6 protein-coding genes are annotated in these 15,277 nt (G+C 32.3%); 4 read left to right on the top strand and 2 right to left on the bottom strand.

Translation table 11 applies throughout. From position 1 onward, the window contains the following. Nucleotides 1–6: 6 nt before the first annotated feature. Both WAF17_RS17040 and ahcY read right to left on the bottom strand, forming a co-directional pair. The gene (locus WAF17_RS17040) at nucleotides 7–1,437 is read right to left on the bottom strand and encodes a SpoIIE family protein phosphatase (RefSeq protein WP_338762170.1); all 1,431 of its coding nucleotides are present in this window, start codon (nucleotides 1,435–1,437) and stop codon (nucleotides 7–9) included. Nucleotides 1,438–1,628: 191 nt separating this feature from the next. Then, nucleotides 1,629–2,951: an adenosylhomocysteinase gene (ahcY, locus tag WAF17_RS17035; RefSeq protein WP_338762168.1), complete on the bottom strand. Its 1,323-nt coding sequence runs from the start codon at nucleotides 2,949–2,951 to the stop codon at nucleotides 1,629–1,631. A gap of 289 nt (nucleotides 2,952–3,240) precedes the next feature. On the opposite strand from ahcY, the gene WAF17_RS17030 reads away from it, so the two are divergent. The 4 genes from WAF17_RS17030 (at nucleotide 3,241) to WAF17_RS17015 (ending at nucleotide 15,225) form a co-directional block, all read left to right on the top strand. Beyond that, entirely contained in the window at nucleotides 3,241–5,943 is a 2,703-nt protein-coding gene (locus WAF17_RS17030; RefSeq protein ID WP_338762165.1) for a CHAT domain-containing tetratricopeptide repeat protein, read from the top strand. A gap of 84 nt (nucleotides 5,944–6,027) precedes the next feature. Then, the gene (locus WAF17_RS17025) at nucleotides 6,028–8,757 is read left to right on the top strand and encodes a tetratricopeptide repeat protein (protein ID WP_338762162.1); all 2,730 of its coding nucleotides are present in this window, start codon (nucleotides 6,028–6,030) and stop codon (nucleotides 8,755–8,757) included. 42 nt (nucleotides 8,758–8,799) lie between these two features. Then, nucleotides 8,800–12,171, top strand: coding sequence for a CHAT domain-containing tetratricopeptide repeat protein (locus tag WAF17_RS17020; RefSeq protein ID WP_338762160.1), 3,372 nt, complete (start codon nucleotides 8,800–8,802; stop codon nucleotides 12,169–12,171). Nucleotides 12,172–12,249: 78 nt separating this feature from the next. Continuing rightward, nucleotides 12,250–15,225, top strand: coding sequence for a CHAT domain-containing tetratricopeptide repeat protein (locus WAF17_RS17015; RefSeq protein WP_338762156.1), 2,976 nt, complete (start codon nucleotides 12,250–12,252; stop codon nucleotides 15,223–15,225). Nucleotides 15,226–15,277: the final 52 nt, after the last annotated feature.

The following is a 15,277-nucleotide window of genomic DNA, read 5'->3' as shown; positions in this document are numbered from 1 at the left end:
TTCAGTTTATACAACCCGAATACCTGCTACACAAATATCATCTGTCTGTGATGTATTTTCTTTCCACGTATTAATTTCTTCATCTAATTTTTTATGTTGGATTTGAGTTGTTTGTGAACTAATACTCAACAAAAACTCACGAAATCTCTTTTTGAGGTATTTTCTATTATTACTTCCTCCAAATTGGTCTTGAAAACCGTCTGAAAAAAGATAAAGAATATCTCCTTTATTTACTGATATTGTTTCTGTATCAAATTGCTTTTTGGTTTTATACTGTCCACTTCCAATCGGAAATTTTGAGCCTTTATATTGTATCATTTTATCATCACGAGCTATCCAAAGAGGGTTTTTAGCTCCTGCAAACTGCACCTCGTTTTTGTCTTTTTCCAATACCAATACAGCTACATCCATTCCATCATTTACCTTCGAATCAATTTGCTTTAAAGCTGTCGTAATTTTATAATCCAATTGATATAAAATCTTTGAAGGCTCAAAAGTTTCTTGCTCTCTCACTATTTCATCTAAAAAATTTGCTCCCATAACAGTCATAAATGCCCCTGGAACGCCGTGTCCTGTGCAATCTGCCACTACAAGTATAGAAACTGTATTTTTTTCATTTTGATAAAACCAATAAAAATCTCCACTTACAATATCTTTTGGTTGAAAAAATAAAAAGGCTTCTGAAAAATAATTAGTAATGTCTGTTGGACTACCTAAAAGTGCATTCTGAATGCGTTGGGCATACGTGATGCTGTCTTTTATATGTTTGTAGGTTTGTTCTAGTGTCTTACTTTTTTCTTCAATTACTCGGTTTTGGGTACTGATTTCTTCATTATTTTCTTTCAATATCTTGCCTTGTTCTTCTATATTCTTTTGATAGGCAACTAATTCTTCTTTAAAGCTACCAATAATGATAAAGAGTAAAAGAAAAATATTAATACGATTACTTAGCTTTACCTCTGCAAAATAGTTTGTAGCAGGATGAAAATAAGGTTCTATGTAGTCATAGCCAAACTTAACACCAAGAAATAATACTATATTCATCAAAAATAATGGAATAATAATTTTCCACTTATCAAAAAATAGAATAGGCATAATAGCCGTAACAATAAAATAAAGTTCCAATCCTATTTCTTTACCAAGACCTAAAGCCATTACTACAAAGTAAATGGGTATGTCCAAGCAAAAGCCCAAAGTAGCGACACGATGTTTGCCTTTTTTATTGAGATGTAATAACCACAAAAGAATAATAACAGCTACCAAGTTTGTCCAAACAGGAAGGTAATCCTGTAAAAAAGCAAAGAAAGCAGCATAAATAATATTTGATATAATTCCCAACCAACAGGCAGTATTGAGCAACCTTACACGCCTTTGCTCAACAGGATTTTGTTCATCCTTTACGCCCCAGTTCAATATTTGTTTAATCTGTTTTATCATCACTTCAATTTACACAAATTCTATACAAAAAACACTCTTCGTTTACAATATTATATTGACGAATAATTTACTATTTCTGTTGTCTCAAATTTTGTAAAGAATAAAAAAATCCACTAACAAATTAATGCTAATGGATTTCTCAAGTAAAAATTTTCAGTAATTAATAATTAATCACTAAAAATTTATCACTATTAATAACGGTAATACGTTGGCTTATAAGGACCTTCTGGAGTTACACCGATATAATCAGCTTGGTCTTTAGAAAGCTCTTCTAACTCAATGCCTAATTTAGAAAGGTGCAAACGAGCAACTTTTTCGTCTAGGTGCATTGGAAGTGTATAAACTTCGTTTTTGTAGTTATCACGATTCGTATAAAGTTCTAATTGAGCCAATACTTGGTTTGTGAAAGAGCTAGACATTACGAAAGAAGGGTGTCCTGTTGCACAACCTAAGTTTACTAAACGTCCTTCTGCTAATACAAGAACTTGTTTATCGTTTTCTAATGTATATAAATCTACTTGAGGTTTGATTTCTACTTTAGATTTTCCATACGTTCCATTAAGCCATGCCATATCGATTTCGTTGTCGAAGTGTCCGATATTACAAACGATAGCTTTATCTTTCATGTTTAAGAAGTGGTCGCTTGTCAAGATGTCTTTATTACCTGTTGCAGTAACAATAATATCAGCTTCTTTAACAGCATCAATCATTTTCTTCACTTCGAATCCGTCCATTGCAGCTTGAAGCGCACAAATTGGATCTACTTCTGTTACGATAACTCTTGCACCAGCACCACGAAGAGAAGCAGCGGAGCCTTTTCCTACGTCGCCATAACCACCTACAACGGCTACTTTACCAGCCATCATTACGTCAGTAGCACGACGAATCGCATCTACACAAGACTCACGACAACCATATTTGTTATCAAATTTAGATTTTGTAACTGAGTCATTTACGTTGATACAAGGCAATGGTAAAGTTCCTTTACGCATACGCTCATACAGACGGTGAACACCAGTTGTAGTTTCTTCTGAAATACCACCAATACCAGCTACTAATTCAGGGTAACGATCCAAAACCATATTAGTAAGGTCTCCTCCATCATCAAGAATCATATTTAATGGCTTACGGTCTTCGCCTTCTCCAAAGAAAAGAGTTTGTTCGATACACCAGTCAAATTCTTCATCGTTCATACCTTTCCAAGCAAAAACAGGAACTCCTGTTGCAGCAATAGCAGCAGCAGCTTGATCTTGTGTAGAGAAAATATTACAAGAAGACCACGTAACCTCTGCACCAAGTGCAGTAAGTGTTTCAATCAAAACAGCAGTTTGAATTGTCATGTGCAGACAACCTGCAATACGTGCGCCTTTAAGTGGTTTAGAATCTCCGTATTCTTCACGAAGAGCCATAAGTCCTGGCATTTCTGCTTCTGCTAATTGCATTTCACGACGACCCCATTCTGCTAGAGTGATGTCTTTTACTTTATAACGAGTGGCTTTTGTTGTTTCGACCATTTGGTTTTAACGAGTTTTATTTTAATAATTATAATTTTTTTCCTTCTTTATCAATCATTTGTGAACAAATTTTGTTCCTAGTTTTTGAATATTCACGAAAAACGCTATCTATCTGTAAATGAATGAGTTGCAAAGTTCGTAAATACTTTTGACAATACAAAATTAGCTAAGAAATATTTGTGTTCCTAATCGTAAGATTTTTTTGAATTTTCTAACAAAGTCTATACTTTACATCAAAAATGCTTACCTTTTTCGAAAAAATAAATTCAACTTACTTATTTAAGCATTTATGAAACTTTTAATTAGTCTTTTTCTTGTATCATTTTCATTCTCTGTCTGCTATGCACAAAACTTAGATAAACTGTCTTATCAAGAATTAGACAGTATAGGATTAGAGTATTTGGATGATGAAAAATATGATAAAGCAGAAAAATATTTAAAGGCTTCCCTTTTCAAAATTGAAGAAGAGTTTGGAAAAGAAGATACGCTCTACACACAAGTAAAAATACATTTGGCGTATGTCTATTTGGATAGTTACAGACTTCAAGAAGCCAAACCATTATTTTTAGAAGCCAGAGAGACAAATAAAAAAATAGTTGGCAAAACTCACAGGAAATATATCCACTCTTGTTATGAGTTAGCTAATTTTTACTTAGAAAGTGGGGAATACACAAAAGCAGAACCTCTTTTTTTGGAAGTAAAAAATACCTCCGAAAATACAAGCAAAGAAGGAGGGGTTTATCTAAGTGCTATGAGAGGACTTGCAGATTTATACTGTGAGCAGTATTTGTATGATAAAGCCGAACCTATCTATTTAAACCTACAAGCTATCATAGAGAAAAGAGTGAGTAAAAATCATGAATGGTATGGGATGACTTGTGAAGATTTAGCCAACCTTTATTCAGACACGGAAAGACTCAAAGAATCTGAAAAACTATATTTTGAAGCCATGCGAATCTATGAAGCAGAATTTGGGCAAAAAGATGAAGGTTATAGTTCTATTTGTAACAACTTAGGGAATCTTTATACGGATATGAAAAAATATGATAAAGCTGAATTTTACTTTAAAAAAGCAATAAAAATTGACCGTAAAATATTTGGTAAAGATAGTCCACTCTATGCAGACGACCTTAATAATCTCGGTACTTTATATGCTACACAGGGTCAATTAAAAAAAGCAGAAAAACTATACAAAAATGCTCTTCTTATATACCAAAAATCTCTTGGTAAGCATCATCCTACCTGTATCATGACTACTGCCAATCTTGCTTTTTTATATCACAAACAAGGTTTGTATGTAAAAAGCAACTTGTATTATAAAGATGCCATGGATAATAATAAAAGACAAATTCGTCTTTTGTTTCCTACTTTATCGGAGAGAGAAAAGCAAATTTATTACGCTGATGTAGCCAATATGTTTGAGATTTTTACGGAATTTGTTTCCGAATACTACCCTACCAACAAAAAAATAAGTCAAGACCTTTTCAATCAACAGCTTTTTACAAAAGGAATTATTTTTTCTTCTACTCAAAAAATGAAAAAACAGATTTTAAGTAGTGGAGACGAAGAACTAATCAATCAATACCAAGATTGGAAAAAACAAAAAGAAAACTACATCAACCTTCTCCAAACCCCTATAAAAGAGCGAAACAAGGCTATAAATATTACTGAACTAGCTTATCAAATCAATGAACTAGAACGAGAAATTTCTAAAAAATCTGAATCTTTCAAACAAAATACAAATCAGAAAGAATACAATTGGCAAGATGTACAACAAAATCTGAAAGAAAATGAAGCTGTGGTGGAAATAATTCATCTAATAAAATATGACTTAGAAGATAATCCAAAAGATACTGTATATGTAGCCTTAATAGTTTCTAATGAAACAAAAGAAAGTCCAGAACTTTTGGTTTTAGAGAATGGAAACGAACTTGAAAATGGAGCTTTTTCATTTTATCAAAATAATATTGATTTTCAATTAGAAGGTGAAGAATCGTACAATCAGTATTGGAAACCAATTCAAGACAGATTAAATCAGCTTTCAGAAAAAGGGTATTCCAAAATCTATTTCTCTCCAGACGGAGTTTATCACAAACTAAATCTCAATACACTTCTCAACCCAAAAACAAACAACTATTTGGTAGAAGAACAGAATCTACAACTAATTACGAGCAGTAGAGATTTGATAGAATTTAAAAATAAAGAAAGCAAAGACACAGACTTAGATAAAAACTTTGCAGAATATAAAACATTTTTACTTGGCTATCCAACCTATAATTTAAATGGAACAGATACACTAAAAGTGAATGGAACAGACAGAAGTTTGAATGGCTTACAACGTGTAGTGGGGGCGCAAACGGTTATTCCTGTATTGGAAGGAACAAAAGTAGAAACCAACGAGATAAATCAATTATTCAATCAAAAAAATATTTCTACCACACTCTTTCAAAACAAAGAAGCCACAGAAGAAAATATAAAAGCACTTCAAAATCCGACGATACTTCATATTGCAACCCATGGTTTTTTTATTGATGAAATTCCAAAAAGTAACGTAAAGACATTGCAAGAGGCACAAGACAAGACTCTTTTGGAAAATCCATTACTCAGAAGTGGTCTTTTATTAGCAGGTTGCCAAAACCCACAAATAGGAGAAGAAGATGGAATTTTATCTGCCGAAGAAGCAATGAACCTCAACCTTGATAAAACTGAATTAGTAGTTCTTTCAGCCTGTGAAACGGGTTTGGGGGATATAGAAAATGGTGAAGGTGTATATGGACTTCAAAGAGCATTCCGTCAGGCAGGGGCAAAAACACTTTTGATGTCGCTTTGGAAAGTAAGTGACGAAGCTACACAGCTTTTGATGGTTACTTTTTATGAAAATCTTCTAAATGGAAAATCAAAACGAGAAGCCTTTAAAACTGCTCAACTAAAACTCAAAGAAAAGTACAATGAACCCTATTATTGGGGTGCTTTTGTGATGGTGGGGGAGTGATTCTTGACAAAGTACAGACGTTTCTTAAATAATTTCGTATTTTTAAGGATTACAAATTACTTATATTTTTAGTTCCTATTTATTATGAAATTATTTGTACTTACCCTCATTTTTTGTTTGTCTAGTCTTACAATACTAAAAGCACAAGGAACCAGCAATTTAGATAGCTTAGAGACTACAATAGAAAATCTATCTTGGAAAGAATTAAATAGCATGGGAAAAGATTTAAGGAGTAAAGCTAACTACCCAGAATCAGAAATCTATTTTAAAAAAGCACTTCAAGTAGCTAAAAAACAAAACGGAAAAGATAGTTTGTACGCTGTTTCTTGTAGAGAATTAGGAATTGTATATTATTATCAAGGAAATTATGACGAAACAGAACTTCTTTGGTTAGAAGCTAAAAATATAAGAGAAAAAATATTAGGTAAAGAACATCCAGATTATACAGAGTCTTGTAGTAACATAATGAGTTTATACTACCAACAAGGACTATATCAAAAAGCTGAACCTCTATGTATAGAAGCTAAAAATATAAGAGAACAAATACTAGGAAAAGAAAGTATAGAATATGCTAGTTCTTGTAATAACTTAGCTGCTTTGTACTACAAACAGGGCTTATATCAAAAAGCTGAACCTTTATACATAGAAGCAAAAAAAATAACAGAAAAAATACTGGGAAAAGAACATCCTGACTATGCTACATATTGTAGTAATTTGGCTGTTTTATACTCTAATCAAGACTTGTATCAAAAAGCTGAACTTTTATACATAGAAGCAAAAAATATAAGAGAAAAAATGTTAGGTAAAGAACACCCTGATTATGCTACCTCTTGTGATAATCTAGCTTTTTTGTATCAAGAACAAGGCTTATATCAAAAAGCTGAACCTTTGTGTATAAAAGCAAAAAATATAAGAGAAAAAGTATTAGGTAAAGAACACCCAAATTATGCACAGTCTTGTGATAATGTAGCTAGGTTATACCACAGACAAGGACTATATCAAAAAGCTGAATCTCTATATATAGAAGCAAAAAATATAAGAGAAAAAATACTCGGAAAAGAACATCCTGACTATGCTATTTCTTGCAATAATCTAGCTAAAGTATATAAGAGTCAAGAACTATATCAAAAAGCAGAGCCTTTGTATATAGAAACTATAGAAAATAAGAAAAAACAAATAGCAATTACTTTTCCTACACTTTCAGAAAGTGAAAAACAAGAGTACTTTTCTAGTATAAATGTGCTTTTTACGAATTATATAAAACTTTCTACTGAATATTACTCTACTAACAAAGCTATAAGTAAAAATATTTTCAATCAGCAACTTTTTACAAAAGGAATTATTTTTTCTTCTACTCAAAAAATGAAGCAACAGATTCTTTCTAGTGGAGATTCTACATTAATAAATCAATATGAAGATTGGAAAACCCAAAAAGAGGATTATATTTCCTTGCTTCAAACCCCTATTAGTGAAAGAGATAGTAGTATAAATCTCAAAGAAATAGCTTTTCAAATTAATGAGTTAGAAAGAAAAATTTCTAAAAAATCAGTAACCTTTAAAGAAAATACGCAAGTAAAAGAGTATCTGTGGTTAGATGTGCAGAAAAAATTAGAAAAAGATGAAGCTACTATCGAACTCATACGACTGGTTAGAGAGGATAAACAAGGCAATCCAAAAGATACAGTTTATGTTGCTTTGATTCTTACAGACCAAACCAAAGAAAGTCCAGAGCTTTTGGTTTTAGAAAATGGAAACGAGCTAGAAAATGGAGCTTTATCTTTTTATCAAAATAATATTGATTTTCAATTAGAAGACACAGAATCATATAATCAATATTGGAAACCAATACAAGATAAATTAGATAGCCTTGCTAGTATTACAAATACAGAAGAATACTCAAAAGTTTATTTTTCAGCAGATGGAATCTATCACAAACTCAATCTAAATACGCTTTTGAATCCAAAAACAAATAAGTTTTTGATAGAAGAACAAAACATTCAACTCATAACGAGTAGTAGAGACTTGATAGAACAAAAAAGTAATCTAAAAAAGAACTTCAAAGAATATAATGCTTATTTACTGGGTTACCCTTCTTATAACCTCAATGGAGAAGATACTCTAAAAATAAATGGCGAAGATAGAAGTCTGAACGGCTTACAACGTGTGATAGGGCAGCAAACAGTCGTGCCAGTCTTGGAGGGAACAAAAGTAGAAACCAATAAAATCACTTCATTATTAAATAAAAAATCTGTTTCTACTACATTGTTTCAAAATGAAGAAGCAACCGAAGAAAATATAAAAGCACTCCAAAACCCTACTGTTTTACACTTTGCTACTCATGGTTTTTTTATTAATAAAATCACAAAAGGAGAACCCAAAACACTACAAGAAGCAGAAGATAGAAACTTATTAAAAAATCCTTTTTTACGTAGTGGTTTGCTCTTAGCAGGTTGCCAAAACCCACAAACAGGAGAAGATGATGGCATTTTATCTGCCGAAGAAGCAATGAACCTAAATCTTGATAGCACAGAGCTAGTCGTTCTTTCTGCGTGTGAAACAGGTTTGGGAGATATAGAAAATGGCGAGGGCGTTTATGGACTTCAAAGAGCATTCCGTCAGGCAGGGGCAAAGACACTTTTGATGTCGCTTTGGAAAGTAAGTGATGAAGCTACACAACTTTTGATGGTTACTTTTTATGAAAATCTTCTAAATGGAAAATCAAAACGAGAAGCCTTTAAAGCTGCTCAACTAAAACTCAAAGAAAAGTACAACGAACCCTATTATTGGGGTGCTTTTGTGATGGTGGGGGAGTGATTTTTAGAAGAATCTTTATTTCTCAATGCTATTCTATTATTTATGAAGACGACTTTAATATTTCTGATTATTTTTCTGTGCTTTTTCAGTTCAACTAAAGCACAAAATGTTACCAATTTAGATAGCTTAGAAGCTACATTGAAAAATTTAAGTTGGAATAAGCTAAATAGTATTGGCAAAAAATATCGTGATAATAATGAATTCAAAAAGTCAGAAATTTACCTCAGAAAAGCTATTGAGGTGGCAGAAAATCAAAATGGAAAAGACAGTCTCTACGCCATTTCGTGCGAAGAATTAGGAATAGTTTATTACTACCAAGGAATACTTACTAAAGTAGAACCTCTCTGGCAAGAAGCAAAAGAAGTACGCCAAAAAGTATTAGGTGAAAATCATTACGAATATATCAACTCTTGCAATAATTTAGCTAATGTCTATCAAAATCAAGGACAATATGATAAAGCTGCACCTCTTTTTATTGAAGCTATCAAACTATTTGAGGAAGCAGTAGGAAGAGAGCATTCAAGATATACTACGTATCAGAACAACCTTGCCGATGTGTATTTTGCACAAGGAAAATATCAAAAAGCAGAACCTTTGTATGTAGAAATTAGAGGTAAATATGCACAAGAATTTGGAAAAAAACATCCCAATTATACTAAAGCCAGTTATAACCTAGCTGTTTCCTATTACAGACAAAAAATGTACAAAGAAGCAGTACTTCTCTTTTTTGAAGTAAAAGAAAATTACGCACAAACAGTAGGAAAACAGCACCCAACTTATATTCTAACTTGTAATTACTTAGCTAGTTCGTATGAATTGCAGGGGTTATATCAAAAAGCAGAACCTTTATATTTAGAAGTAGTAGAGATAAAAAAGCAAATAGTAGGAGAAGAACATATAGAATATGCCGAAGTCTGTGTTTACCTAGCTATTTTATATTTTCAGCAGGGTTTGTATGAGAAAGCAGAACCTTTATTTGTAAAAGTTAAAGATATATACTTCAAGAAATTCGGAAACCAACACACAGTTTATGCTAGTGCTTGTCATAATTTGGCTACGCTTTATGACGAGCAAGGTCTGTATCAAAAAGCAGAATCTCTTTATATAGAAGCTAAAGATATTTATCTAAACAAGCTGAGAAGGAGTGAGAAATATGCTGATGTGTGTAACAATTTGGCGATTCTATATCAAAATTTAGGCTTATATGAAAAGGCGAAAAATCATTATAGAGAAGCTCAAGTAATCTATTTAAAGTTACTGGGAAAGCAAGACAAGAAGTATTCAGTTCTTCTAAATAACTTAGCTAATCTGTATCAAATTCAAAAAAACTATCAAAAAGCAGAACAACTATATTTAGTGTCTAAAAATATAGAAGAGGAATTAAAAGGAAAACAGCACCTTGATTATGGTAGTGCGTGTAATAATTTAGCTAGTCTGTATTATGAACAAAGTCTATATAAAAAAGCAGAAACTCTGCATTTAGAAGCACAAAATATATACACTGAAACAGTAGGGAAAAATCATCCTTACTACGCCAACTCTTGTAATAATCTAGCCAATTTATATAATGAACAAGGTTTGCTTGAAAAAGCAGAAAAACTACATCTACAAGCAAAAGAAATCATAGAAAAGACTTATGGAAAACAGCACCCTGACTATGCTCTTTATTGTAGGAATTTAGCACAAGTATATTTTTCTCAAAACGAATATCAGAAAGCAGAATCTCAGTATTTGGAGATGACAGAGAACAAGATAGCTCAGATAAAAACACTTTTTCCTATTATGTCTGAAGAGGAGAAGAGAGAGTATTTATCCAGTATTCAATATTTTTTCTCAAAGTCCAATTATTTTATAACGCAATATTATAAACAGAAACCCGAAATAAGCAGAGAATTATTTAATCAACAGCTGTTCAAGAAAGGAATTTTGTTTTCTTCTACTCAAAAAATGAAGAAACAGATTCTAAATAGTGGAGACAGCAGTTTGATACATCAGTACGAAGATTGGAGAGGGCAAAAAGAGAAATACGTCAAAATTATACAAACGCCAATCAAAGACAGAGACAACAATATTGACATCAAGCAAATGGCTAATCAGATAAACGATTTGGAAAAAGAAATTTCTAAAAAATCAGAGCTATTCAAGCAAAATACACAAACGAAAAAATTTACTTGGTCAGATGTACAAGAAAAACTCTCCAAAAATGAAGCTGTCGTGGAGGTAATACGTTTGGTGGAGTACACTTCTAAAGCCAAGGCCATAGACACGCTGTATGTGGCTCTTATTATTTCAAAGGAAACTAAAGACTATCCAGAGTTATTGATTTTGGAAAATGGGAAAGAGCTTGAAAACGATGCGCTTTCATTGTATCAAAACAGCATAGAATTTCAGTTAGAAGATAATGAATCTTACAATCAATATTGGAAGCCAATTCAAGACAAATTAGACAGTCTTTCTAGCCTTTCAAATCAAAATAGTTATGCAAAAATCTATTTTTCGCCTGATGGAATTTATCATAAAATTAATATAAACACACTACTGAACCCAAAGAAAGGCACATACTTAGTAGAAGAACAGAACATTCAGCTCATCACAAGCAGTAGAGATTTATTGAAACAAAAGGGAGAAAAAAACACATATTTGAGTAAAAACTACAACACTTACAAAGCCTATTTATTGGGTTACCCAGCCTATAATCTAAATCCAAACACAAAATCAGAAGGAAGTGGAAAAGACAGGAGTCTAAACGGTTTGCAACGCATCGTAGGTCAGCAAACTATTGTACCTGTTTTGGAGGGAACAAAAACAGAAACTAATCAAATTCATGAGTTATTTTCTAAAAACGAAATTGCTGTTACGCTTTTTCAAAATACAGAAGCCACAGAAGAAAACATAAAATCTCTACAAAACCCAACCATTTTACATCTAGCTACGCACGGTTTTTTTATTAGTGAAGATACACAGAGTGAAAAAGTTACGACAGTACAAGAAGCCGAAGACAGAAACCTTATGAAAAACCCATTTCTTAGAAGTGGTCTTTTATTAGCAGGTTGTCAAAATCCACAAATAGGAGAAGAAGACGGAATTTTATCTGCTCAAGAAGTTATGAATCTAAATTTAGATAAGACAGAACTTGTAGTAGCATCAGCTTGTGAAACTGGTTTGGGAGATATTCAAAGTGGAGAAGGAGTTTATGGACTTCAACGAGCTTTTCGACAAGCAGGTGCAAAAACGCTTATTATGTCGCTTTGGAAAGTAAGTGATGAGGCTACACAGCTTTTGATGGTTACTTTTTATGAAGAGTTTTTAAGTGGAAAATCAAAACGAGAAGCCTTCAAAATTGCTCAACTGAAATTGAAAGAAAAATATAGTGAGCCTTATTACTGGGGAGCTTTTGTGATGGTGGGAGAGTAAGACATTATTGAGCATTTGGCAAAATATATGTACATTAGTTTTTTGATGATACCTTCTACTTTACACACTTAACTTGTCATGAAATTATTTATATTCATTTTTACTATTTGTTTGGGTTGCTTTAGTTCTTTGAAAGCCCAAGACACTATCAATTTAGATAGCCTAAAGGCTACTTTAAAGAATTTATCTTGGCAGCAATTAGATAGTGTTGGTAGAGATTTGAAAAACAAACAGCACTTAGAAGAGGCAGAAATATATCTACAAAAAGCAGTAGAAGTAGCAGAAAATAAAAATGGAAAAGATAGTACCTATGCTGTTTCTTGTACAGAATTAGGTGCTGTTTTTTCTTCTCAAGGTAATTATGAACAAGCCGAAAGTTTTCTCATAGAAAGCAAAGAAGTACGAGAGAAAATATTCGGAACACAGCATCCAGATTATGCCAGTTCTTGTAGCAAGTTAGCTGTTTTGTATAGACGAAAAGGAGAGTATCAAAAATCAGAAAACCTATATATTGAAGCTAAAAATATACAAGAACAATTATTTGGAAAACAGCACCCTGACTATGCTTATGTTTGCAATCAACTAGGCAGTTTATACAGATACAAAGGCTTGTATGATAAAGCCGAGCCTCTGTATCTTGAGGCTAAAAATATACAAGAAAAAACACTTGGAAAGGAAAACAAAGAATATGCAAGTTCTTGTAATAACTTAGCCATTTTGTATAATATGAAAGGGTTGTATTATGAAGCAGAACAATTATATATCGAAGCCAAAAACATAAGAGCAAATGTGCTTGGCAAAGAACACTATCTCTACGCTTTTTCTTGTAACAACTTAGCCATTTTGTATGCAAGTCAAGGATTGTATCAAAAGGCAGAGCTATTATTTATAGAAGGACTTGGAAGTATTGTAGGCAAGAATAATATGAGATATGCTGCCTTCTGTGAAAACTTAGCAAGTGTATATTACGAACAGAAATTTTACGATAAAGCCGAAAAATCACATATTAACGCAAAAAATATAAAAGAAAATATTGTAGGAAACAAGCATCCTAATTATGCCAGTTCTTGTGAGAATTTAGCTCAAGTATATCACAAATTAAACTTGTATGATAAAGCAGAAAATCTTTTTTTGGAGGCTAAAAAAATTAGAGAAAATAGCCTTGGTAAGCAAAACGATGGCTATGCAACTTCTTGTGATAATTTAGGCACACTGTATTACTCCAAAGGCTCGTATAATAAAGCTGAAGCTCTATTTTTAGAAGCAAAAAATATTAGAGAACAAACACTTGGAAAACAGCACCCTGATTATGCAATTTCTTGTCTCAATTTAGCTAGGTTATATCGTAATACAAATGAGTATAAAAAATCAAAATTTCTATATAAGGAAGCTTTAGAAAATAAAAAAAATCAAATAACAAACCTGTTTCCTACACTTTCAGAAGTGGAAAAGCAAAGCTATTTCTCTACTATTGATTATTTTTTTACTGATTTTATAAATTTTGCTATTACCTACTACCCTCAAGACAAAAGCATTAGTGAAAACCTTTTTAATCAGCAATTATTTACGAAAGGAATTGTTTTTTCTTCTACTCAAAAAATGAAAAAACAAATTCTAAGTAGTAACGATTCTAGCTTAATAAACCAATATGAAGATTGGAAAGAACAAAAAACAAATTATCTCTCTCTACTCCAAACGCCTATCAACAAAAGAGATAGTACATTCGATTTGATAAAAGTAGCAAGTCAAATCAATGAATTAGAAAGAAAAATTTCTAAAAAATCAGAACTATTCAAAAATACCACTCAAAAAGAATATACGTGGAGAGATGTTCAGAAAAACTTAGCAAAAAATGAAGCTGTTGTAGAGCTTATACGTCTAAAACGCAAAGATGATAAAAGCAAAATCGAAGATACCGTTTATGTTGCCTTGATTATTTCTAAAGAAACAAAAAATCAACCTGAAATATTAGTAATAGAAAATGGTACAGAATTAGAAAAAGAAGCCTTTTATTTTTATCAAAACAATATTAATTTTCAATTAGAAGATGAGGAATCATACAATCAGTATTGGAAACCGATTCAAGATAAATTAAATAACCTTTCTAAAAAAGGCTATTCAAAAATATATTTTTCGCCTGATGGAATTTATCATAAAATCAACCTCAATACACTCAAAAATCTAAAAAGAAAGGGATTTTTGGTAGAAGAACAAAACATTCAGCTTATCACAAGTAGTAGAGATTTGATAGAGCGCAAAGAAAAAGGAATTAAAAATATTGATTTGAGTAAAAACTTTGCAGCATACAAAACCTATTTGTTGGGTTATCCTGCTTATAACTTAAATGGAAAAGACACGCTAAAAGTAAATGGAGAAGACCGAAGTCTGAATGGTTTACAACGCATTATCGGACAACAAACTGTCATTCCTGTTTTGGAAGGCACAAAAGTAGAAACCAATCAAATCAATAGCTTATTTAAAAACAAAACAATTTCTACGACACTTTTTCAAAATAATGAGGCGACGGAAGAAAACATAAAAGCTCTTCAAAATCCTGCTATTCTACATATCGCAACACACGGCTTTTTCATCCATCAAATTCCAGAGGACAAAGTAACCACAATACAAAAGGCTGAAGATAGAAACCTTTTGAAAAATCCTTTCCTTAGAAGTGGTCTTTTATTAGCAGGTTGTCAAAATCCACAAACAGGACAAGAAGACGGAATTTTATCAGCAGAGGAAGCAATGAACCTCAATCTTGAACGAACAGAATTAGTAGTTCTGTCAGCTTGTGAAACTGGTTTGGGAGATATCCAGAATGGGGAGGGAGTTTACGGACTTCAACGAGCATTCCGTCAAGCAGGTGCAAAAACGCTTATTATGTCGCTTTGGAAGGTAAGTGATGAAGCTACACAGCTTTTGATGGTTACTTTTTATGAAGAATTTTTGAGTGGAAAATCAAAACGTGAAGCCTTCAAAATTGCTCAACTAAAACTCAAAGAAAAATATAGTGAGCCTTATTATTGGGGTGCTTTTGTGATGGTGGGAGAGTGATTGTTTACCTTAGTTTGTGTTTGTCTATACTTTGTCTATATGCTTTTTTAGG

Origin of the sequence: Bernardetia sp. ABR2-2B (genome assembly GCF_037126435.1) — a bacterium.
Classification (GTDB): Bacteria; Bacteroidota; Bacteroidia; order Cytophagales; family Bernardetiaceae; genus Bernardetia.
Note: the sequence above shows the minus strand (reverse complement) of the source record. Positions and strands in the feature narration are given on the sequence as shown.